The organism is Pseudomonas sp. IT-P74, assembly GCF_949768175.1.
In the GTDB taxonomy this organism is placed as follows: Bacteria; Pseudomonadota; Gammaproteobacteria; order Pseudomonadales; family Pseudomonadaceae; genus Aquipseudomonas.
Window position 1 is genome coordinate 122,631 of the sequence record NZ_CATKQD010000066.1, and the last position, 21,376, is coordinate 144,006.

The 21,376-nt window shown below is 60.0% G+C and carries 18 protein-coding genes; 12 read left to right on the top strand and 6 right to left on the bottom strand.

Going from position 1 to position 21,376, the window contains the following annotated elements:
• Positions 1-342: 342 nt before the first annotated feature.
• On the top strand, positions 343-624 hold the full coding sequence (locus ACM6J5_RS22950; protein WP_007905514.1) for an HU family DNA-binding protein: 282 nt from the start codon (positions 343-345) through the stop codon (positions 622-624).
• Positions 625-810: 186 nt separating this feature from the next.
• Here the strand turns inward: ACM6J5_RS22950 and rlmF are convergent, their stop codons facing one another.
• The 5 genes from rlmF to ACM6J5_RS22975 all read right to left on the bottom strand — a co-directional run bounded on the left by rlmF (position 811) and on the right by ACM6J5_RS22975 (position 8,731).
• Positions 811-1,833: a 23S rRNA (adenine(1618)-N(6))-methyltransferase RlmF gene (gene rlmF, locus ACM6J5_RS22955; protein ID WP_414929398.1), complete on the bottom strand. Its 1,023-nt coding sequence runs from the start codon at positions 1,831-1,833 to the stop codon at positions 811-813.
• A gap of 246 nt (positions 1,834-2,079) precedes the next feature.
• Positions 2,080-4,926, bottom strand: a complete 2,847-nt coding sequence (locus ACM6J5_RS22960; protein ID WP_150672393.1) for a valine--tRNA ligase — start codon at positions 4,924-4,926, stop codon at positions 2,080-2,082.
• A gap of 168 nt (positions 4,927-5,094) precedes the next feature.
• Positions 5,095-6,411: an MFS transporter gene (locus ACM6J5_RS22965; RefSeq protein WP_414929399.1), complete on the bottom strand. Its 1,317-nt coding sequence runs from the start codon at positions 6,409-6,411 to the stop codon at positions 5,095-5,097.
• A gap of 262 nt (positions 6,412-6,673) precedes the next feature.
• The gene (locus tag ACM6J5_RS22970; RefSeq protein ID WP_414929400.1) at positions 6,674-7,906 is read right to left on the bottom strand and encodes a transporter associated domain-containing protein; all 1,233 of its coding nucleotides are present in this window, start codon (positions 7,904-7,906) and stop codon (positions 6,674-6,676) included.
• A 12-nt stretch (positions 7,907-7,918) separates the two neighbouring features.
• The gene (locus ACM6J5_RS22975; RefSeq protein ID WP_056726163.1) at positions 7,919-8,731 is read right to left on the bottom strand and encodes an inner membrane protein YpjD; all 813 of its coding nucleotides are present in this window, start codon (positions 8,729-8,731) and stop codon (positions 7,919-7,921) included.
• Positions 8,732-8,941: 210 nt separating this feature from the next.
• Here ACM6J5_RS22975 and ffh point away from each other — a divergent pair, with 210 nt between their 5' ends.
• The 5 genes from ffh to rplS all read left to right on the top strand — a co-directional run bounded on the left by ffh (position 8,942) and on the right by rplS (position 12,559).
• Positions 8,942-10,318, top strand: coding sequence for a signal recognition particle protein (ffh, locus tag ACM6J5_RS22980; protein WP_095943812.1), 1,377 nt, complete (start codon positions 8,942-8,944; stop codon positions 10,316-10,318).
• A 296-nt stretch (positions 10,319-10,614) separates the two neighbouring features.
• Positions 10,615-10,866, top strand: a complete 252-nt coding sequence (rpsP, locus tag ACM6J5_RS22985; RefSeq protein WP_007972721.1) for a 30S ribosomal protein S16 — start codon at positions 10,615-10,617, stop codon at positions 10,864-10,866.
• A 5-nt stretch (positions 10,867-10,871) separates the two neighbouring features.
• Complete coding sequence (rimM, locus tag ACM6J5_RS22990) at positions 10,872-11,408, top strand: ribosome maturation factor RimM (protein ID WP_008014731.1); 537 nt, start codon at positions 10,872-10,874, stop codon at positions 11,406-11,408.
• Complete coding sequence (gene trmD / locus ACM6J5_RS22995; RefSeq protein WP_414929401.1) at positions 11,390-12,163, top strand: tRNA (guanosine(37)-N1)-methyltransferase TrmD; 774 nt, start codon at positions 11,390-11,392, stop codon at positions 12,161-12,163. The genes rimM and trmD overlap by 19 nt, the downstream gene beginning before the upstream one ends.
• Before the next feature lie 45 nt (positions 12,164-12,208).
• Positions 12,209-12,559, top strand: a complete 351-nt coding sequence (gene rplS, locus ACM6J5_RS23000; protein WP_003175895.1) for a 50S ribosomal protein L19 — start codon at positions 12,209-12,211, stop codon at positions 12,557-12,559.
• A 226-nt stretch (positions 12,560-12,785) separates the two neighbouring features.
• On the opposite strand, the gene ACM6J5_RS23005 is transcribed toward rplS, so the two are convergent.
• A complete protein-coding gene (locus ACM6J5_RS23005) occupies positions 12,786-14,594 on the bottom strand; it encodes a cation:proton antiporter (RefSeq protein WP_414929402.1) in 1,809 nt (602 codons plus the stop codon).
• Positions 14,595-14,701: 107 nt separating this feature from the next.
• Here ACM6J5_RS23005 and xerD point away from each other — a divergent pair, with 107 nt between their 5' ends.
• The 6 genes from xerD (at position 14,702) to ACM6J5_RS23035 (ending at position 21,326) form a co-directional block, all read left to right on the top strand.
• Positions 14,702-15,598: a site-specific tyrosine recombinase XerD gene (gene xerD / locus ACM6J5_RS23010; protein ID WP_414929403.1), complete on the top strand. Its 897-nt coding sequence runs from the start codon at positions 14,702-14,704 to the stop codon at positions 15,596-15,598.
• A gap of 159 nt (positions 15,599-15,757) precedes the next feature.
• Positions 15,758-16,489, top strand: a complete 732-nt coding sequence (gene dsbC / locus ACM6J5_RS23015) for a bifunctional protein-disulfide isomerase/oxidoreductase DsbC (RefSeq protein ID WP_095943815.1) — start codon at positions 15,758-15,760, stop codon at positions 16,487-16,489.
• Positions 16,490-16,622: 133 nt separating this feature from the next.
• Complete coding sequence (locus tag ACM6J5_RS23020) at positions 16,623-17,927, top strand: homoserine dehydrogenase (protein ID WP_150672390.1); 1,305 nt, start codon at positions 16,623-16,625, stop codon at positions 17,925-17,927.
• 66 nt (positions 17,928-17,993) lie between these two features.
• Positions 17,994-19,403 carry a threonine synthase gene (thrC, locus tag ACM6J5_RS23025; RefSeq protein WP_056726157.1) on the top strand — a complete coding sequence of 470 codons (1,410 nt, stop codon included), beginning with the start codon at positions 17,994-17,996 and terminating at the stop codon, positions 19,401-19,403.
• A gap of 118 nt (positions 19,404-19,521) precedes the next feature.
• On the top strand, positions 19,522-20,877 hold the full coding sequence (locus ACM6J5_RS23030) for a transporter substrate-binding domain-containing protein (protein ID WP_414929404.1): 1,356 nt from the start codon (positions 19,522-19,524) through the stop codon (positions 20,875-20,877).
• A 161-nt stretch (positions 20,878-21,038) separates the two neighbouring features.
• Positions 21,039-21,326 (top strand): DUF3509 domain-containing protein, encoded by a 288-nt coding sequence (locus ACM6J5_RS23035; protein WP_095943818.1) that lies wholly within the window; start codon positions 21,039-21,041, stop codon positions 21,324-21,326.
• The last annotated feature ends 50 nt before the right edge of the window (positions 21,327-21,376 follow it).

Sequence of the window (21,376 nt, forward strand, 5' to 3'; positions counted from 1 at the left end):
GTGTACCGCAACCACTGGTTTTGGCGCGGTGCGAAGGGCAATTGACGGGCGACCGACGGCGCTTATGCGTTTTTTTCCTGTTTTAGCGCAATAAAGCTGACCAAATGGGTAGCTAGAGGCGGATATTTCCACGTCTGTGTGCTAGCTTTGCCCGGTCTTGCGCGAAGTCACTGCGTTAAGCGTGCAGTCAGCATTTGTCAGGTCGAACCAAACCCTGATTTCGGTATCTATAACCCCGATCCCGAGGTTATTTGGCCGAGGGTGCCAGATCCAGAAGATCGGGCTCGATGGCTGACATTGCACTCTGCAATCCATATGAATTTGATAGGGAAGGAACACTAAATGGCTCTTACTAAAGACCAACTGATCGCCGACATCGCTGAAGCTATCGACGCGCCGAAAACCACCGCGCGTAACGCTCTGGACCAACTGGGCCAAATCGTTGCCGATCAGCTGGAAAACGGCGGCGAAATCACTCTGCCAGGTATCGGCAAACTGAAAGTGACTGAGCGTCCTGCCCGTACTGGCCGTAACCCTTCGACTGGCGCTGCCATCGAAATCGCTGCCAAGAAAGTGATCAAGCTGGTTGTGGCCAAAGGCCTGACCGACGCTGTTAACAAGTAAGACTTGTTAAGAAAAAACCGTGCACCGGAGCGATCCAGGCACGGTTTTTTTGTGTCTGCGATTTATCGCAAACAACCTGCAACCATTGTGGGAGCGAGCCTGCTCGCGAATACGGTGTGTCAGTACCATCGAATTCGACTGACACAGCGCTTTCGCGAGCAGGCTCGCTCCCACAATTGATTTAACTCAGTTTTTGAGCGCCCAACGCTCACGCCAGGCCTGTTGCTGCGCTTTGGTCTGGAAGGTCCAGGCGACGAAGCGGCTCTGCTTTTGGCCCTGGCCCATTTCCACCACCTGAATGTCCAGTGCGCCAGCCTTGCTCAAGGCCGTCTGGATCGCTGGCAGGTTCGACGCCTTCGACACCAGCGTACTGAACCACAGCACCTGTTGTGCCACGTGCGCGCTCTCGCTGATCAGTTGCGTGACGAAACGCACCTCCCCGCCCTCACACCACAATTCCGCCGCTTGCCCGCCAAAGTTCAACACCGGCAGCTTGCGTTTCGGATCGGCTTTGCCCAAGGCGCGCCATTTGCGCGTACTACCCCGCGTAGCCTCGTCCAGCGAGGCGTGGAATGGCGGGTTGCACATGGTCAGGTCAAAGCGCTCAGTGCTCTCCAGCAAGCCTGTGAGGATCTGCTTGGGGTTGCTCTGCTGGCGTACCTGGATCGCTTTGTTCAGGCCATTGGACTGAATGATGGCCTTCGCCGCGGCGATGGCGGTCGCATCGATATCGGAACCGAGGAACTGCCAGCGATAGTCGCTGTAACCGATCAGCGGATACACGCAGTTGGCGCCCATTCCGATGTCCAGCACCTTCACGCAGGCGCCACGGGGAATCACACCGTCATTGCTGCTGGCCAGCAGATCGGCGAGGAAGTGCACGTAATCGGCACGGCCTGGCACCGGTGGGCACAGGTAGTCGGCCGGAATGTCCCAGTGAGCGATGCCATAGAATGACTTGAGCAGCGCCCGATTGAACACCCGCACGGCTTCCGGGCTGGCGAAGTCGATGCTTTCCTTGCCGTACGGATTGATGATCACGAACTTCTTCAGTTCCGGGGCGCTTTTGATCAGCGTCGGAAAGTCGTAGCGACCCTGATGGCGATTGCGCGGGTGCAGGCTGGCCTTTTCCTTCGGGGCGACGGCCGTGGCCGGAGTCTTCGGGGCAGGCTTTTTGCGCGCAGGCTTGGGGGAGCGGGGGGCGGTCATGGCGGTGGTCGATTCGGGTATGGCTGAAAGTGGTGGGCATTGTCCCACATCTGTGGGGCAACACCGATCAAATGTGGGGGCGAGCCTGCTCGCGAATGCGGTGGGTCAGTCGCCATCATCGGTGATTGATACACCGCCATCGCGAGCAGGCTCGCTCCCACAGGGGATCTGCATTGGATGCAGGAAAGTGAAAGGCATAAAAAAGGGAGACCATTGTTGGCCTCCCTCTTTCATCGCGATCTGCCGTTACAGGCTGGCAATCCGCGCATGCTGCTCGGCCAGCTTGCCCAGGGCCTGTTCGGCCTCGGCCAGTTTGGCGCGTTCTTTCTCGATGACTTCGGCTGGGGCCTTGTCAACGAAACCGGCGTTGGACAGCTTGCCGCCGACTCGTTGCACTTCACCTTGCAGACGCTGGATTTCCTTGTCCAGACGCGCCAGTTCCGCACCTTTGTCGATCAGGCCGGCCATTGGCACCAGCACTTCCATCTCACCGACCAGCGCGGTGGCGGACAGCGGTGCTTCTTCGCCGGCAGCCAGTACGGTGATCGATTCGAGGCGCGCCAGCTTCTTCAGCAGGGCTTCGTTCTCGGTCAGGCGACGCTGATCCTCGGCGCTGACGTTCTTCAGGAACAGCGGCAGGGGTTTGCCCGGGCCGATGTTCATTTCGCCACGGATGTTGCGAGTGCCGAGCATCAGGCCCTTGAGCCATTCGATGTCATCTTCGGCCGCCTGATCGATGCGCGTTTCGTTGGCCACTGGCCAGGGTTGCAGCATGATCGTCTTGCCATCGATGCCGGCCAGCGGCGCGATGCGCTGCCAGATTTCTTCGGTGATGAACGGCATGAACGGGTGCGCCAGGCGCAGGGCGACTTCCAGTACGCGCACCAGGGTGCGACGGGTGCCGCGCTGGCGTTCGACCGGTGCGTTTTCGTCCCACAGCACAGGCTTGGACAGTTCCAGGTACCAGTCGCAATACTGGTTCCAGATGAACTCGTACAAGGCCTGTGCGGCCAGGTCGAAACGGAACTGATCGAGTTGGCGGGTCACTTCGGCTTCAGTGCGTTGCAGCTGCGAGATGATCCAGCGGTCAGCCAGCGACAACTCGTAGGCTTCGCCGTTCTGGCCGCAGTCTTCGCCCTTGTCCAGCACGTAGCGCGCCGCGTTCCAGATTTTGTTGCAGAAGTTGCGATAGCCTTCGACGCGACCCATGTCGAACTTGATGTCGCGGCCGGTGGACGCCAGCGAGCAGAAGGTGAAGCGCAGGGCGTCGGTGCCGTAGCTGGCGATGCCTTCGGCGAACTCGTCGCGGGTCTGCTTTTCGATCTTCTTCGCCAGTTTCGGCTGCATCATGCCGGAGGTGCGTTTCTGCACCAGGGCTTCGAGTTCGATGCCGTCGATGATGTCCAGCGGGTCCAGGACGTTGCCCTTGGACTTGGACATCTTCTGGCCCTGGCCGTCACGCACCAGGCCGTGCACATACACGGTCTTGAACGGAACCTGCGGCGTGCCGTCTTCGTTTTTCACCAAATGCATGGTGAGCATGATCATCCGGGCAACCCAGAAGAAAATGATGTCGAAGCCGGTCACCAGGACGTCGGTGGAGTGGAATTTCTTCAGGAACTCGGTTTTTTCCGGCCAGCCAAGGGTGGAGAAGGTCCACAGGCCCGAGCTGAACCAGGTGTCGAGAACGTCGTTGTCCTGTTGCAGCGCAACGTCCGGGCCGAGGTTGTGCCTGGCGCGCACTTCGGCCTCGTCGCGACCGACATAGACCTTGCCCGATTCGTCGTACCAGGCCGGAATCCGGTGGCCCCACCACAGCTGACGGCTGATGCACCAGTCCTGGATGTCGCGCATCCACGAGAAGTACATGTTTTCGTACTGTTTCGGCACGAACTGGATACGACCGTCTTCAACGGCGGCGATCGCAGGCTCGGCCAAAGGTTTGGTGGACACGTACCACTGGTCGGTCAGCCAAGGCTCGATGACAGTGCCGGAGCGGTCGCCTTTCGGTACTTTCAGGGCGTGATCGTCAACGCTGACCAGCAGGCCGATAGAGTCGAACGCGGCCACGATCTGCTTGCGCGCTTCGAAGCGGTCGAGACCGGCGTATTCGGCCGGGATCTTGCCGTCGATGCTTTCGTTCAGCGTGCCGTCGAGGTTGAACACCTGGCACGCTGGAAGAACGGCGGCGTTCTTGTCGAAGATGTTCAGCAGCGGCAGGTTGTGACGCTTGCCGACTTCATAGTCGTTGAAGTCGTGGGCCGGAGTGATTTTCACGCAGCCGGTGCCGAATTCGGGGTCGCAGTAATCGTCGGCGATGATCGGGATGCGGCGGCCAACCAGTGGCAGCTCGACAAATTGGCCGATCAGGGCTTTGTAGCGTTCATCGTTCGGGTTAACGGCCACGGCGGAGTCGCCGAGCATGGTTTCCGGGCGAGTGGTCGCGACGATCAGGAAATCGTTGCCTTCAGCAGTCTTGGCGCCGTCGGCCAGCGGGTATTTCAGGTTCCACAGGAAACCTTTCTCGTCGTGGTTCTCCACTTCGAGGTCGGAAATCGCCGTGTGCAGCTTGGTGTCCCAGTTGACCAGGCGCTTGCCACGGTAGATCAGGCCGTCTTCGTGCAGGCGTACGAAAGCTTCTTTAACGGCTTCCGAGAGGCCGTCGTCCATGGTGAAACGCTCGCGGCTCCAATCTACGGACGAACCGAGGCGACGGATCTGGCGGCTGATGTTGCCACCGGACTCATCTTTCCATTCCCAGACTTTCTCGAGGAATTTCTCGCGGCCCAGGTCATGGCGGCTCTGGCCCTTGGCTTCGAGCTGACGCTCTACCAGCATCTGCGTGGCGATACCGGCGTGGTCGGTACCCGGCTGCCACAGGGTGTTGCGACCCTGCATGCGGCGGAAACGGATCAGGGCGTCCATGATCGCGTTGTTAAAGCCGTGACCCATGTGCAGGCTGCCGGTGACGTTCGGCGGCGGGATCATGATGGTGTAGGACTCGCCCGCGCCTTGCGGGGCGAAGTAATTCTCTGACTCCCAGGTGTTGTACCAGGAAGTTTCAATGGCGTGCGGCTGGTAGGTCTTATCCATGCGCGGCGGGACCCTATTGGCATTTATTCAGGAAAAGCCGGGAAGTATAGCGGGGATGAGCCGATGCGCGTAGAGCGAGGTGACAATGGGTGGGGGAAAAGTTGTGACAAATCGACCCACAGGGATACATCTCCCTGTGGGAGCGAGCCTGCTCGCGATAGCAATCTGTCAGGCGACGCGATTCAAATCGTTATGTCGAGTTTCTTTCAGGCACAGCACGGCAATCAAACTCAACACCGCTGCCCCGGACACGTACCCGCCGACATAACTCAAACCCCCCATCGCAACCAGCTTCTGCGCGAAGAACGGTGCCGCCGAAGCACCGACGATACCGCCCAGGTTGTAGGCCGCCGAGGCGCCGGTGTAGCGCACGTGTGTGGGGAACAGCTCCGGCAACAGCGCACCCATCGGCGCAAACGTCACGCCCATCAGAAACAGTTCGATGCACAGGAACAGCGCCACACCCCAGGTCGAACCTTGGGTCAGCAGTGGCTCCATGAGGAAACCGGACAGGATCGCCAGCACACCGCCGATGATCAGCACCGGTTTGCGCCCGTAACGGTCGCTGGCCCAGGCCGACAGCGGGGTGGCGGCAGCCATGAACAGCACCGCGAAGCACAGCAGGCCGAGGAAGGTTTCGCGGCTGTAGCCGAGCGTTGCCACGCCGTAACTCAGGGAAAATACCGTGGAGATGTAAAACAGCGCGTAGCACACGACCATCGCGCCGGCGCCCAGCAAGACGGGCAACCAGTATTGGCCGAACAGCTCGAACAGCGGGATCTTCACGCGTTCCTGGCGCGCCATGGCGTTGGCGAATACCGGGGTCTCATGCAGCTTGAGGCGAACGTACAGGCCGACCATCACCAGTGCGGCGCTGAGCAGGAACGGAATACGCCAGCCCCATGAGCGGAACTGTTCGTCGTCCAGTGCCACGGCCAAAGTCAGGTACAGGCCATTGGCCGCCAGAAAACCGATGGATGGACCCAGCTGCGGGAACATGCCGAACCACGCACGCTTGCCTTTGGGCGCGTTCTCCGTGGCCAGCAATGCCGCGCCACCCCATTCACCGCCCAATCCAAGGCCCTGGCCGAAGCGCAGGACGCAAAGCAGGATCGGTGCCCAGGCGCCAATGCTGTCGTATCCCGGCAGCACGCCGATCAGCGTGGTACAGACGCCCATCAGCAGCAGCGAGGCGACCAGGGTCGACTTGCGGCCGATACGGTCGCCGAAGTGACCGAAAAGGGCCGAACCCAGGGGGCGCGCAAGGAAGGCGATGCCGAACGTGAGAAACGCAGAAAGCATCTGGGCGGTGCCGGATGTCTGCGGAAAGAACACCGGACCGATCACCAGCGCGGCGGCGGTGGCGTAGACGTAGAAGTCGTAGAACTCGATGGCGGTGCCGATGAAGCTTGCGGTGGCCACGCGGGTGGCGGAGTTCGTCGGTTGCGCAGGTGTAGAGTCGCTGTAGCTCGTGCTGGTCGTCATGCGGTTATCCCTGACTGTCATGTGCTCCAGTGGAGCGAATTATTATGGTCGAGAACCCAGGGATGTGGGTGGAGGCACGGTCGCTGTTCAAGGTAGGAACAGTCGTCGGTTTGTTACGGACTTTGCGGGTGGACGGGCCGGAAGCTGCGAAGTGCGGGGTAAGCACGGGGGCCGGCGAGGCTTGGGTAAGCGCTACGATTATAGAAAGGTGGCTAACGATCGAACAAGTGGCTTGAGTGACCACAAAAGACTTGCCCGATAGTTAGATAACCACAGGCATCGAGCTGGTCTGCCAGATCAGCACCCGCGTGACACGGTTGTCCTCGGTCTCGAGAATTTCCAGGCGATACCGGCCGATCTTCAGGCACACCGCGCTTTCGGGAATGGTTTCCAGCGCCTCGGTGACCAGGCCGTTCAGGGTTTTCGGGCCATCGCTGGGCAGGTGCCAGCCGAGGCTCTTGTTCAGCTCGCGAATGGACGCGGCACCGTCGATCACCAGGCGCCCGTCGGCTTGCGGATGAATGTGCGGATTGTCCAGGCTCTGCTGGCTTTCGAACTCGCCGACGATTTCTTCGAGAATGTCTTCCAGGGTGACGATGCCCAGCACTTCGCCGTATTCGTCGACTACCATGCCCAGGCGCCGCTGCTGCTTGTGGAAATTGAGCAGTTGCAGCTGCAACGGGGTGCTTTCCGGCACGAAGTACGGCTCGTGGCTGGCCGCCAGCAACGCTTCCCGGGTCAGGCTCGCATCGGGCAGCAGGTGAAGGATGTGTCGGGTGTTGAGGACGGCTTCGACCTGGTTGATATCACTGTGGAACACCGGCAGGCGCGTGCGCCTGTTGTGGCGCAATTGTTCGATGATTTCTTCGATGGAGTCATCGAGATTGATGCCGTCCACGTCGCTGCGCGGTACCAGGATGTCATTGACGGTGATGTTGTCCAGCGCGTGGATGCCTGGCAGCGGGTGAGGGCGGCTTGCGGTTTCAGAGGGCGCATGCCGCTCCGTCAGCGTTTCGTCCTCACTCTGTTGCACCACTTTGGCCTTGCGGGCGAATGGCCGTGTCAGCAACTGGCTGATGCTATTGAGCAGCCATGCCGCGGGATAGATGATTTTCAGCGGTAGCCGCAGCAGGTTGTTGCCCTGGGCCAGGATCGCATCCGGATAGCGAGTGGCGAGGGCACGTGGCAAGTAGTCGGAAAACACCAGCAACATGGCGCCCGCTCCGAGGCAGGCGACCCACGGGCCGTTCTCGGCCCAGGTGAAAATGGCCAGCAAGGTACTGATGACCACCACCAGTGCACGGCACAGGGTGTTGCAAAAGATCAGGCTGGCCAGGGGAAAGCTGAGTTTCGCCACCGGTTTGTCGCTGGAACGCGTTGCGGTGCGCTGGGCCAGCAAATGCTGGTGCGCCGCTTCGATGGCGGTAAACAGCCCCGACCATAAAACCAGCAGGGTCACTACCGCGAGCATCGGCCCTATGGGCAAGTCGTCCATTAATGCCGCCCGTCAGATATGCAGGATGTATTCACGAACCAGCTTGCTGCCGAAATACGCCAGCATCAACAGGCAAAAACCGGCCAGGGTCCAGCGAATGGCTTTGTGCCCGCGCCAGCCAAGGCGATTGCGTCCCCACAGCAGCACGCTGAAAACGATCCAGGCCAGGCAGGCCAGCAGGGTTTTGTGCACCAGATGCTGGGCGAACAGGTTTTCGACGAACAGCCAGCCGGAAATCAGCGAGAGCGACAACAGCGTCCAGCCGGCCCAGAGGAAACCGAACAGCAGGCTTTCCATGGTTTGCAGCGGCGGGAAGTTCTTGATCAGCCCGGAGGGGTGCTTGTGCTTGAGCTGGTGGTCTTGAATCAGCAGCAGCAAGGACTGGAACACCGCGATGGTGAACATGCCATAGGCCAGGATCGAAAGCAGGATGTGGGCGAGGATGCCAGGCTCCTCATCGATGACCTGTACCGTACCGGCGGGGGCGAAATGCGCCAGCATCACGGTCAGGGCTCCAAGGGGGAGCAGCAGGACCAGCAGGTTCTCTACGGGAATCCGCGAACAGGCCAGCAGGGTCAGTGCGATGACCGCCACGGCAATCAGGCTGGCGGCACTGAAGAAGTCCAGGGCCAGGCCGGTCGGGGTCAGCAGGTGGGTGAGCAGGCTGACGCTGTGGGCCAATACGGCGAGCACGCCGAGCATGACCAGCAGGCGTTTGTTGACCTTGGCGCCGGACGCCAGGCGAGTGCCCTGGTAAATGGTCGCAGCGGCATACAAGCAGGCGGCGGCGAGGGTAGTTAGCAAGCTGGGTGACAAGGGGAGCATAAATCCTGTTAGGCAAGCCCGAAAGTCGCTGAGTTTGGCATAGAACCCCCACCGCACGAAAGACCGCGCAACCTGACAGCGAGGTGTCCGCCGGCCACAGTCTTCGCTATAATCCGCGACCTGCCCACGCCGCAGGCTCGCCGAGCACACGTTTAGTCCGGTCCGGGCCGCCATTATCCCGGTCTACACAGGGCCTGAAAGGATCGCGCAATGTTTGAAAACTTAACCGACCGTCTCTCGCAGACGCTGCGCCATGTCACCGGCAAGGCCAAGCTGACTGAAGACAACATCAAAGACACCCTGCGTGAAGTGCGCATGGCGTTGCTCGAAGCCGACGTCGCCCTGCCGGTGGTCAAGGACTTCGTCAATTCGGTCAAGGAACGCGCCGTAGGCACCGAGGTGTCGCGCAGCCTGACGCCGGGCCAGGCCTTCGTGAAGATCGTCCAGGCCGAACTTGAAAGCCTGATGGGCGCGGCCAACGAAGATTTGAACCTGAGCGCCGTACCGCCAGCGGTCATCCTGATGGCCGGTTTGCAGGGCGCGGGTAAAACCACCACCGCTGGCAAGCTTGCGCGCTTCCTTAAAGAGCGCAAGAAGAAGACGGTCATGGTCGTGTCCGCCGACGTTTATCGTCCAGCGGCGATCAAACAGTTGGAAATGCTTGCCGGTGAAGTCGGCGTTACCTTCTTCCCGTCCGACCTGAGCCAGAAGCCGGTCGAGATCGCGCAAGCGGCTATCAAGGAAGCGAAACTCAAATTCATCGACGTGGTCATCGTCGATACCGCCGGTCGCCTGCACATTGATGAAGAGATGATGGGCGAGATCAAGGCGCTGCATGCCGCGATCAATCCAGTCGAAACCCTGTTCGTGGTCGACGCCATGACCGGCCAGGACGCCGCCAACACGGCCAAGGCCTTCGGTGATGCATTGCCGCTGACCGGTGTGATCCTGACCAAGGTCGACGGCGACGCCCGTGGCGGTGCCGCGCTGTCGGTGCGCGCCATCACCGGCAAGCCGATCAAGTTCATCGGTATGGGCGAGAAGAGTGAAGCACTCGATCCGTTCCACCCTGAGCGTATCGCCTCGCGCATCCTCGGCATGGGCGACGTGCTCAGCCTGATCGAGCAGGCGGAAGCGACCCTCGACAAGGACAAGGCCGACAAGCTTGCGAAGAAATTAAAGAAGGGCAAGGGCTTCGACCTCGAAGACTTCCGCGACCAGCTGCAACAGATGAAGAACATGGGCGGCCTCGGCGGGCTCATGGATAAGCTGCCGAACATGGGTGGCGTGAATCTGGCGCAGATGGGCAACGCCCAAGGCGCGGCAGAGAAACAATTCAAGCAGATGGAAGCCATCATCAACTCCATGACCCCGGCCGAGCGCCGCGACCCTGAGATGATCAGCGGTTCGCGCAAGCGCCGGATCGCCATGGGTTCCGGCACCCAGGTGCAAGACATCGGCCGCTTGATCAAGCAGCACAAGCAGATGCAGAAGATGATGAAGAAATTCTCCGCGAAAGGCGGAATGGCCAAGATGATGCGCGGCATGGGCGGAATGTTGCCCGGCGGTGGCATGCCGAAAATATAGTGTCCTTTCACGCCAATACTGTTCAGTTTTGGCGAGAAAGGACACACGAATCCGCGCCGGCCATCAGGTCGGCGCTGCCCCACACGGACGTGGGATACACAGCAAACCCGCACTTGGCGGGAGCTGACCGGCCGTTTTCAACGACGGCTCTATAGCAAATCTGCATGGCGGCCGATAGACCGCCGGAAAAAGTCATTTGCAAAAGTCCGGATATTCCTTAGAATATGCGGCCTTTCGGGCACCCATGCCCGCTGTGCCTTTAGATTTGCAGCACCGACTACAGGAACGATGTTCACATGCTAACAATCCGTCTTGCCCTTGGCGGCTCCAAAAAGCGCCCGTTTTACCACTTGACCGTAACCGACAGCCGCAACCCGCGCGACGGTTCGCACAAGGAACAGGTTGGCTACTTCAACCCTGTTGCCCGTGGTCAGGAAGTTCGTCTGTCCGTGAACCAAGAGCGCGTAGCCTACTGGCTGAGCGTTGGTGCACAACCTTCTGAGCGCGTTGCTCAGTTGTTGAAGGAATCTGCCAAGGCTGCGGCCTGAGCAATATGAACGCGACGCCAGCTGTTGCCGATGATTTGATCGTTATTGGCAAAATTTATTCTGTTCATGGCGTTCGCGGCGAAGTGAAGGTGTATTCCTTTACTGATCCGACTGAAAACCTGTTGCAGTACAAAACCTGGACGCTCAAGCGCGAAGGCAATGTGAAACAGGTCGAGCTGGTCAGCGGACGTGGGAACGACAAGTTCCTGGTCGCGAAGCTCAAGGGTCTTGATGATCGTGAAGAAGCTCGTCTTCTGGCTGGTTATGAGATCTGTGTGCCGCGCAACCTGTTCCCTGAATTGACCGACGGCGAGTACTACTGGTACCAGCTGGAAGGTCTGAAGGTTATTGATCAACTCGGGCAATTGCTCGGGAAAATCGATCATCTTCTGGAAACCGGCGCCAATGATGTAATGGTGGTCAAGCCTTGCGCTGGCAGCCTGGATGATCGCGAGCGCCTATTGCCCTATACGGAGCAATGCGTGTTGGCTGTCGACCTTGCCGCAGGCGAGATGAAGGTGGAATGGGATGCGGATTTCTAAACGTGGCTAACCTGCGCGTAGAAGTGATCAGTCTGTTTCCCGAGATGTTCTCCGCCATCAGCGAGTACGGCATCACCAGTCGGGCGGTGAAACAGGGGCTCTTGCAGCTCACCTGTTGGAATCCGCGAGACTACACGACGGATCGACATCACACTGTGGACGATCGCCCGTTTGGCGGTGGTCCGGGCATGGTGATGAAGATCAAGCCCCTGGAAGATGCTCTGGTTCAGGCCAAGGCAGCAGCCGGGGAGGCGGCGAAGGTAATTTACCTGTCCCCCCAAGGCCGTCAACTGACTCAGTCGGCGGTACGCGAGTTGGCGAATCTGGATGCATTGATCCTGATTGCCGGCCGCTATGAAGGCATTGACGAGCGTTTTATTGATGCTCATGTCGATGAAGAGTGGTCGATTGGCGACTATGTACTGTCTGGCGGCGAGCTGCCGGCGATGGTCCTGATCGATGCGGTTACACGACTGCTGCCTGGAGCTTTAGGGCATGCGGACTCCGCCGAGGAAGATTCCTTTACGGATGGTTTGCTGGATTGCCCGCACTACACCCGACCGGAGGTGTATGCGGATCAGCGTGTTCCCGACGTATTGCTAAGTGGCAATCACGCGCACATCCGGCGTTGGCGTTTACAGCAGTCCCTTGGTCGGACCTTTGAACGACGCGCCGATCTTCTGGAAAGCCGCTCGCTTTCTGGAGAAGAGAAGAAGCTGCTCGAGGAATACATCCGCGAGCGGGACGATAGTTAACAACGTATCGATGGTAGATCCGACGATTTACCTTAGGAGCACAGCATGACTAACAAAATCATCCTTGCACTCGAAGCAGAGCAGATGACCAAAGAGATCCCTACCTTTGCCCCGGGCGACACCATTGTCGTTCAGGTGAAAGTGAAGGAAGGCGACCGTTCGCGTCTGCAAGCGTTCGAAGGTGTTGTTATCGCCAAGCGTAACCGCGGCGTAAACAGTGCATTCACCGTTCGTAAAATCTCCAACGGTGTTGGCGTAGAGCGTACTTTCCAGACCTACTCCCCGCAAATCGACAGCATGGCTGTCAAGCGTCGCGGTGACGTACGTAAAGCCAAGCTGTACTACCTGCGTGACCTGTCGGGTAAAGCAGCTCGCATCAAGGAAAAACTGGCTTAAGTCCAGCTTCCGATGCAAAAAAAAGCAGCCTGCGGGCTGCTTTTTTGTTGCCTGCGATTTGATGATGGCCAGGGTCTGCGCGAAACCCTGTAGGAGCGAGCCTGCTCGCGATGGACGTCAACGATAACGCGTCCTTTCTGGATGGCCGCGTTATCCAGACGTTTTTCTCGAGCAGGCTCGCTCCCACAAATACGCGTGGCCCTGGAGGCTGCGATCTTTCAGCGATTCAGGATTGCTGAGTCTCTGGCTGAATCAACGCCAACAACGTCCACCCCGCTGCGGGCTTGATCGTGCTGTCCGGCGTCACTACATGCACCCAACCGCTGTCGTCGCGCACGAACAACAAGGTCGCACGCTCGCCATGCAGCGCGCGGTAATCGTCCCAGCTGAAACCATCCGTCAACGTTGTGCTGTACAGTTCGGCGCCCTGGCTCAGCTGGCTGGCGAGTTTGGCGTAGGTCAGCGCTTCGCTGCCCAGTTGATTGCCGCGATGTTCCAGGCTGGTACGGTGCTTGTCGGTGCGGCGGCTTTCCTGGCCACTGGCCAGGCCGAACATGCGCTGATGGCCCAGTTCATGTCGAAAGCGCATCAGCGCCAGGGTGTTCATCTCGCCGGAGGGTGACAGCGCCAGTAAATGCCCGAGGCCGACCAGGTCCAGGTGCGCATCGGCATGTTGCGACGCCGGGTTGCCAAAATAGGTCGACAAGCCTTCCATCCGCGCTGCACTAATGTTTTCCCAGCTCGAATCCGTCAGCAGCACCCGGCTGCCCAGTTGTTGCAGTGCCTTGCCCAGTGTGCGCGCAGGCCCGTTGGCGCCGATGATCAGGAAACCGCTCGGTGCCGGTTCCGCCACCTTCAACAGGCGAGCCAGCGGTCGTGCCGTCGCGCTTTGCAATACCACCGTGCCGATGATCACCGCAAAGGTGAGCGGCACCAGCAGCAACGCTCCCTGATGACCGGCCTCATGCAGGCGAATGGCGAAGATGGCCGACACCGCCGCTGCCACGATGCCCCTTGGGGCAATCCATGCCAGCAGCGCTCGCTCGCGCCAACCCAGGCTGGAGCCCGCCGTGCTCAGCAGCACATTCAAAGGGCGGGCGATGAACTGAATGACCAGCAGCAAAATCAGCACCAGAGGCCCGAGGCCGATCATGGCGTTCAGGTCCAGCCGGGCCGCCAGCAGAATGAACAGGCCGGAGATCAGCAGCACGCTGAGGTTCTCCTTGAAGTGCAGGATGTGCCGCACGTCCACGCCTTTCATGTTGGCCAGCCACATGCCCATCAAGGTCACGGCCAGCAATCCGGATTCGTTGGTGACTTCGTTGGAGCCAATGAAAATACCCAGTACTGCCGCGAGCGCTGCCAGGTTGTGCAGGTATTCCGGCAGCCACTGGCGGCGAATCAGGGTGCCGAGCAACCAGCCACCAAAAACACCGAACAGGCTGCCGCACAAGATCACGCCACCGAAGGTCAGCAGGCTTTCCTTGAGGCCGTTACCTTCGGAGCTGGCGATGATGAAGCTATAGACGACCACCGCCAGCAAGGCCCCGATGGGGTCGATGGCAATGCCTTCCCAGCGCAGGATGTTGGCAATCGACGCTTTCGGGCGCACGACGCGCAGCATCGGTACGATCACGGTCGGCCCGGTCACCAGGGTCAGACTGCCGAACAGGATGGCCAGCATCCAGTCGAAATCCAGCAGCCAGTGAGTGGCGACAGCAATGACCACCCAGGTAGAGAGGGCGCCAATGGTGACCAGGCGATGGACGACGCTGCCGATTTCGCGCCACTCGGACAGATGCAGTGTCAGGCTGCCTTCGAACAGAATCAGCGCCACCGCCAGGGACACCAGGGGCATCAACAGTGGCCCGAACATCTCCTGCGGGTCGAGCAAGTGCAGCACGGGGCCGGCCAGGATACCGGTCAGCAGCAGAAAAAGAATCGCCGGCAGTTTCAAGCGCCAGGCCAGCCATTGGCAAAGCAGCGCCGCCGCGCCTATCCCGCCAAATGCCAATAAAATCTGCTGCTCGCTCATTGCTGCTCCCTGTTCCTTGAATTGGCGGCCTATGAAAGACTAGCGGCCGTTTCCATGTCCAATTTTAATTTTGTGCGCGGCCTCCAGGCTGCGTGATTCGAGTACCCATGCCTGCCATCGATCACCCGCTGATAGACCAATTCCTCGATGCCCTGTGGCTGGAGAAAGGCCTTTCCGATAACACCCGCGATGCCTATCGCAGTGACCTGGCGCTGTTCAACGGCTGGCTACAGGACAAAGGACTGGAGTTGGTCAATGCCGGGCGCGAGTTGATACTCGACCACCTGGCCTGGCGCCTGGAGCAAAACTATAAGCCTCGTTCCACGGCGCGATTTCTCTCGGGTGTGCGTGGCTTCTATCGCTATCTGTTGCGGGAAAAGATGATTGCCGTCGATCCAACGCTACGGATTGATATGCCGCAACTCGGCAGGCCGCTGCCAAAGTCCTTGTCCGAGACCGATGTGGAAGCCTTGCTGAAGGCACCTGATTTGAGCGAGGCCATTGGCCAGCGCGACCGGGCCATGCTTGAAGTGCTGTACGCCTGTGGCTTGCGGGTGACCGAGCTGATCAGCCTCACCCTGGAACAAGTCAATTTGCGTCAAGGCGTGTTGCGAGTGATGGGCAAGGGCAGCAAGGAGCGGCTGGTGCCGATGGGCGAGGAGGCGATTGTCTGGGTCGAGCGCTACATGCGTGATGCCCGCGGCGCACTGCTTGGCGGGCGTCCCAGCGATGTGTTGTTCCCGAGCCAGCGTGGCGAGCAGATGACCCGCCAGACCTTCTGGCACCGGATCAAGCACCAGGCCAAGGTGGCCGGGATCGGCAAGTCGCTGTCGCCCCACACCTTGCGCCACGCCTTCGCCACGCACCTGCTCAACCACGGCGCAGACCTGCGGGTGGTGCAGATGCTGCTGGGGCACAGCGATTTGTCGACGACGCAGATCTATACCCATGTTGCCAGGGCACGGTTGCAGGACCTGCATGCCAAACACCATCCCAGAGGTTGATGCAGAACCTGTGGGAGCCACAAATGTCTTGCATCAGGTGCATTCGGCCATGCGGACCTTATGTGATAGGCTGGGCCGGTTTGCACGATGGGCGGTTATGACCCGGTGTTTCGGCACGGGCGTTCTGATCGTCCCATATGTTCGCCTTCAGGAGTTCTCATGCGTCTGACCCAGATTTTCGCCGCCGCAGCCATTGCGTTGGTCAGCACCTTTGCCGTCGCCGATGACGCGGCCGACAAAGCCATTCGTAAAAGCCTGGAAAACCTCCAGCTCGAAGTGCCGGTAGAGACCATCACCGCCAGCCCCTTGCCAGGCCTGTATGAAGTCAAACTCAAGGGCAGCCGTGTGCTGTACGCCAGCGCCGACGGCCAGTACGTGGTCCAGGGCTACCTGTTCGATCTCAAGGACGGCAAGCCGGTCAACCTGACCGAGAAGACCGAACGCCTGGGCATCTCCAGGCTGATCAACGCCATCCCGGTTGCCGAAACCGTTGTCTACCCGGCCATTGGCGAAACCAAGTCGCACATCACCGTATTCACCGACACCACCTGCCCGTATTGCCACAAGCTGCACGCCGAAGTACCTGAGCTGAACAAGCGCGGCATCGAAGTGCGTTACGTCGCGTTCCCGCGCCAGGGCCTGGGCTCGCCGGGTGACGAGCAACTGCAAGCGGTGTGGTGCTCGAAAGACAAGAAAGCGGCCATGGACAAAATGGTCGACGGCAAGGAAATCAAGGCCGCCAAGTGCGATAACCCGGTTTCCAAACAGTTCGCCCTCGGTCAGTCCATCGGCGTGAACGGCACACCGGCCATCGTTTTGGCCGACGGTCAGGTCATTCCGGGCTACCAGCCTGCGCCACAAGTCGCCAAACTGGCGCTGGGCGCGAAGTAAATTCGCATCGTCACGGCAAGCCTTGACGATCATGGTCCGGCAGCGACATTCGCCGGGCCATCAATAGAGAGCCGCGAGTATGCGGTTGTTTTCACGGCCGGCCTCGAGTCGGCCGTTTTATGGGGAGTTCACAGTGAAACCGGTCAAAGTAGGCATCTGTGGGTTAGGAACCGTCGGTGGCGGTACCTTCAACGTACTTCAGCGTAACGCCGAGGAAATTGCTCGTCGTGCCGGGCGTGGGATCGAAGTGGCACAAATTGCCATGCGCACGCCAAAGCCTCAGTTCCAAACGACCGGTATTGCGATTACCAACGATGTCTTCGAAGTGGCCACGAACCCTGAGATCGACATCGTTATAGAGCTGATGGGCGGCTACACCGTTGCCCGCGAGCTGGTACTCAAGGCCATCGAGAATGGCAAGCATGTGGTCACCGCGAACAAGGCGCTTATCGCCGTTCACGGTAATGAAATTTTCGCCAAGGCCCGCGAGAAGGGCGTGATCGTTGCGTTCGAAGCGGCGGTGGCCGGTGGCATCCCGGTGATCAAGGCGATCCGCGAAGGCCTGTCCGCCAACCGCATCAACTGGGTGGCCGGCATCATCAACGGCACCGGCAACTTCATCCTGACGGAAATGCGCGAGAAGGGTCGCACCTTCGAAGACGTTTTGGCCGAAGCCCAGGCACTGGGTTACGCCGAAGCCGATCCGACCTTCGACGTCGAGGGTATCGACGCCGCCCACAAGCTGACGATCCTGGCGTCCATCGCGTTCGGTATTCCGCTGCAGTTCGACAAGGCCTACACCGAAGGCATCACCAGGCTGACCACCGCCGACGTGAACTACGCCGAAGCGCTGGGCTACCGCATCAAGCACCTGGGCGTGGCGCGCAGCACCGCGGCCGGTATCGAACTGCGCGTGCACCCGACGCTGATCCCGGCCGATCGTCTGATCGCCAACGTCAACGGCGTGATGAACGCGGTGATGGTCAACGGCGATGCTGCCGGTTCGACCCTGTTCTACGGCGCCGGCGCCGGCATGGAGCCGACCGCTTCGTCGGTGATCGCCGATTTGGTGGACGTGGTTCGCGCCATGACTTCCGACCCGGAAAACCGCGTGCCACACCTGGCGTTCCAGCCGGATTCGCTGTCGGCTCACCCGATCCTGCCGATCGAAGCCTGCGAAAGCGCCTACTACCTGCGCATCCAGGCCAAGGACCATCCGGGCGTATTGGCTCAGGTCGCGAGCATCCTCTCGGAGCGCGGCATCAACATCGAGTCGATCATGCAGAAGGAAGCCGAGGAGCACGACGGCCTGGTGCCGATGATCCTGCTGACCCACCGCGTGCTGGAGCAGCGCATCAACGATGCCATCGCTGCGTTGGAAGCCCTGGCGGGTGTGGTCGGTCCGGTCGTACGGATCCGTGTCGAGCACCTGAACTAAGCCGATATCGTTGACCGGGCTCGCTAGCGGGCCCGGCACTACGAACACTGTCCATTGGAGTCAGTCATGCGTTACATCAGTACCCGCGGCCAGGCACCGGCCCTGAATTTCGAAGACGTCCTGCTGGCAGGCCTTGCCACCGACGGCGGTCTGTACGTCCCGGAAAACCTGCCACGTTTTACCCAGGAAGAAATCGCTTCCTGGGCCGGCCTGCCGTATCACGAGCTGGCCTTCCGCGTCATGCGCCCGTTCGTCACCGGCAGCATTCCGGATGCCGATTTCAAGAAGATTCTCGAAGAAACCTACGGCGTATTCGCCCACAGCGCCGTTGCGCCGCTGCGTCAGCTGAACGGCAACGAATGGGTGCTGGAGCTGTTCCACGGCCCGACCCTGGCGTTCAAGGACTTCGCCCTGCAACTGCTCGGTCGTTTGCTCGACTACGTGCTGGAAAAGCGCGGCGAGCGCGTGGTTATCGTGGGTGCCACCTCCGGTGATACCGGTTCGGCCGCCATCGAAGGCTGCAAGCACTGCGAAAACGTCGACATCTTCATCCTGCATCCGCACAACCGGGTGTCCGAAGTGCAGCGTCGGCAGATGACCACCATCTTCGGTGAGAACATCCACAACATCGCCATCGAAGGCAACTTCGATGACTGCCAGGAAATGGTCAAGGCGAGCTTCGCTGACCAGGGCTTCCTCAAGGGCACTCGCCTGGTCGCCGTGAACTCGATCAACTGGGCGCGGATCATGGCCCAGATCGTTTACTACTTCCACGCGGCCCTGCAACTGGGCGGCCCGGCGCGTTCGGTGTCGTTCTCGGTGCCGACCGGCAACTTCGGCGACATCTTCGCCGGTTACCTGGCGCGCAACATGGGCCTGCCGATCAACCAGTTGATCGTCGCCACCAATCGCAACGACATCCTGCACCGCTTCATGAGCGGCAACCAGTACGTCAAGGAAACCCTGCACGCCACGCTGTCGCCGTCCATGGACATCATGGTGTCGTCGAACTTCGAACGCCTGCTGTTCGACCTGCACGGTCGCAACGGCGCGGCAATCGCCGGGCTGATGGACTCGTTCAAGCAGGGCGGCGGCTTCAGCGTCGAGCAAGAGCGCTGGACCGAAGCCCGCAAGTTGTTCGACTCGCTGGCCGTGGATGACGCGCAAACCTGCGAAACCATCGCCGAAGTCTACGAGCAGACTGGCGAAGTGCTGGATCCGCACACGGCCATCGGCGTGAAAGCTGCGCGGGAATGCCGTCGCAGCCTGGACATTCCAATGGTGATCCTGGGCACCGCCCACCCGGTCAAATTCCCGGACGCCGTGGAAAAAGCCGGTGTAGGAAAAGCTCTCGAGCTGCCGGTACATCTTTCTGATTTGTTTGAGCGAGACGAACGTTGCACCGTATTGCCAAATGACCTGAAGGCCGTGCAGGCCTTTGTCAGCAAGCATGGCAACCGCGGCAAGCCGCTGTAACCTTCAGCGCTGTAACATTTTGAAGCCCGTCTCCTGACGGGCTTTTTCATTTCTGCATGCACACTTGTCGTGTTATCGCCGCGAAGGGACTGGCGAGTGGATCACCAAGGACGTGGGAATGCTGTTTACAAGTGTGTTCAAGCCAGTTGTGCGCTGGCTGTTTTTATTCGGCATGCTGGGAATCGCCGAATGGGGAGGGGCGAACCCTGCATCGATTCCGGAACGCGGGATGTCTACCCCCCGCACAAAGGTCGTGCTGAATGACCAGGAGTTGCAATGGATGGCCAGCCATCCACGGGTCGTGGTCACGGCACTGGAATACCCGTTGTACCTGTTCAAGGATGAACATGGCCAATGGACGGGCTTGAACAGTGACCTGCTCAAGCGCATCAGTGACATGACGGGGTTGCGGTTCGTTTACCAGGAGTCTTTTTCCACCGATCAGATGCTGGCCCATCTGGAAAGCGGCACCGCGGATTTGAGTACGACCCTGGCGATGAATGACGAGCGAAAGGCGTTTCTCGATTTCAGCCATGCGTTCGGCGGTGCAGGATGGGTCTTTGTCGGGCAGGCCGGGGCACCGCCGGTGCAGTCGCTGGAGGATATGGCGAAGCGGGTGCTGGTGCTGCCGACCCGGCATGCACTGGAAGCGATGGTGCGTCGCAATTACCCGTCCATCGAGTTGCGTTCGGTTAAAACCTACGCCGAAGCCCGTGCCTGGGTGGAAAGCGGCGAAGCCTACGCCACCCTCGAAAGCGAAATCGGCGCCCAGCTTATTCCGTCGGGTCGGCTACAGATCGGCGCCGTGGTGCCGGGCAAATGGGATGCGGATTATCTGGCGGTGCGCAAAGGCCAGCCGCAGCTGCTGAGTATCCTCAACAAAGCGCTTGAGGCGTTTCCTGAACAGGAGTTGCGCGACCTTCGCCGGAAGTGGTTCGGCGGCGCTGCCGTGCCACAGGCGCCGGGCCTCTGGCAGCGGATCGACCAGTGGGTTTGCTGGGGCGTGTTGGTGGTCAGCCTGTTCGGGCTGTTGTCCCTGCTCTGGAATCGGCGGTTGGCGGTGGTGGTCAGGCAACGGGGCGAGGCCCAAAGCAGCCTGCGCGATCAGCTCGCCTTCCAGCACGCCCTGATGGATGCCATGCCTGACCCGATGTTTGTCCGTGATCTGCAAGGGCGCTTGATCATGTGCAACAAAAGTTATGAGGACGCCTTGTCGATGCGCTTTGACCAGATGCAGGGGCGGCAGTTGATCGAGGTCGACGCCATGCCCAGACAAACCGCGGAACTGCTGCATGCCGAGTACATGGCGCAATTGAGTACACGCAGGACGCGCTTTTTCGAGCGTCAATTGATGTTCAAGGACGGTGCCAGGGATATCTACCAGTGGACAGTGCCGTTTTATACGGCTGATGGCCAGCTACGAGGATTGTTGGGAGGCTGGGCCGATATCGCCCGGCGCACCCGACAGACGTGATGGTGGCGTTTTTTCTCTGTCATGTTCGCCGTGCATGCTCACTTGACTGGGTTGCAGGTTCGCCTGCGGTCAGTATCCAGAACTTTCTTCTCGGGCCAGCGGTCATTTGTTGCAGGCCTGCCCCAGGCACGTTGTTTTTGGACTATTGAGTGGTGATCGGGATGGAAAGTATCAGTCTGTTGCTCGGTGAGGCGCTGAGCCCGTATCAGGTTACGTTGACCCCGTCGGGCATTCGTGGCGAATGCCGGGTGACCCTGAAGAATGCTATCGGCGCGACCGTGGTCGAGCGCGAGTTCAATCAGACCCAGTTGAACGACAAACGCCTGCTGACGGATGTGGTCGACGGTTTGCATCGCGACGTGCTGATCGCTGAAGGACGCCTTGAGCCTTGTGTCATCGCGGCATTGCGTAATGCGGCGCAGGACAAGTTGTTGGCCAGCCGCAATTGAACGGATTTTTGTGGGAACCTTCCCGCGCCCAGGTCAGTCAGACTTTGTAA

Excerpts from the sequence above, each read along its gene's own strand:
- ACM6J5_RS22950 (WP_007905514.1), top strand. The coding sequence starts at position 343 with ATGGCTCTTACTAAAGACCAACTGATCGCCGACATCGCTGAAGCTATC.
- rlmF (WP_414929398.1), bottom strand. The coding sequence starts at position 1,833 with ATGACCGCCCCCCGCTCCCCCAAGCCTGCGCGCAAAAAGCCTGCCCCG.
- ACM6J5_RS22960 (WP_150672393.1), bottom strand. The coding sequence starts at position 4,926 with ATGGATAAGACCTACCAGCCGCACGCCATTGAAACTTCCTGGTACAAC.
- ACM6J5_RS22965 (WP_414929399.1), bottom strand. The coding sequence starts at position 6,411 with ATGACGACCAGCACGAGCTACAGCGACTCTACACCTGCGCAACCGACG.
- ACM6J5_RS22970 (WP_414929400.1), bottom strand. The coding sequence starts at position 7,906 with ATGGACGACTTGCCCATAGGGCCGATGCTCGCGGTAGTGACCCTGCTG.
- ACM6J5_RS22975 (WP_056726163.1), bottom strand. The coding sequence starts at position 8,731 with ATGCTCCCCTTGTCACCCAGCTTGCTAACTACCCTCGCCGCCGCCTGC.
- ffh (WP_095943812.1), top strand. The coding sequence starts at position 8,942 with ATGTTTGAAAACTTAACCGACCGTCTCTCGCAGACGCTGCGCCATGTC.
- rpsP (WP_007972721.1), top strand. The coding sequence starts at position 10,615 with ATGCTAACAATCCGTCTTGCCCTTGGCGGCTCCAAAAAGCGCCCGTTT.
- rimM (WP_008014731.1), top strand. The coding sequence starts at position 10,872 with ATGAACGCGACGCCAGCTGTTGCCGATGATTTGATCGTTATTGGCAAA.
- trmD (WP_414929401.1), top strand. The coding sequence starts at position 11,390 with ATGGGATGCGGATTTCTAAACGTGGCTAACCTGCGCGTAGAAGTGATC.
- rplS (WP_003175895.1), top strand. The coding sequence starts at position 12,209 with ATGACTAACAAAATCATCCTTGCACTCGAAGCAGAGCAGATGACCAAA.
- ACM6J5_RS23005 (WP_414929402.1), bottom strand. The coding sequence starts at position 14,594 with ATGAGCGAGCAGCAGATTTTATTGGCATTTGGCGGGATAGGCGCGGCG.
- xerD (WP_414929403.1), top strand. The coding sequence starts at position 14,702 with ATGCCTGCCATCGATCACCCGCTGATAGACCAATTCCTCGATGCCCTG.
- dsbC (WP_095943815.1), top strand. The coding sequence starts at position 15,758 with ATGCGTCTGACCCAGATTTTCGCCGCCGCAGCCATTGCGTTGGTCAGC.
- thrC (WP_056726157.1), top strand. The coding sequence starts at position 17,994 with ATGCGTTACATCAGTACCCGCGGCCAGGCACCGGCCCTGAATTTCGAA.
- ACM6J5_RS23030 (WP_414929404.1), top strand. The coding sequence starts at position 19,522 with ATGCTGTTTACAAGTGTGTTCAAGCCAGTTGTGCGCTGGCTGTTTTTA.
- ACM6J5_RS23035 (WP_095943818.1), top strand. The coding sequence starts at position 21,039 with ATGGAAAGTATCAGTCTGTTGCTCGGTGAGGCGCTGAGCCCGTATCAG.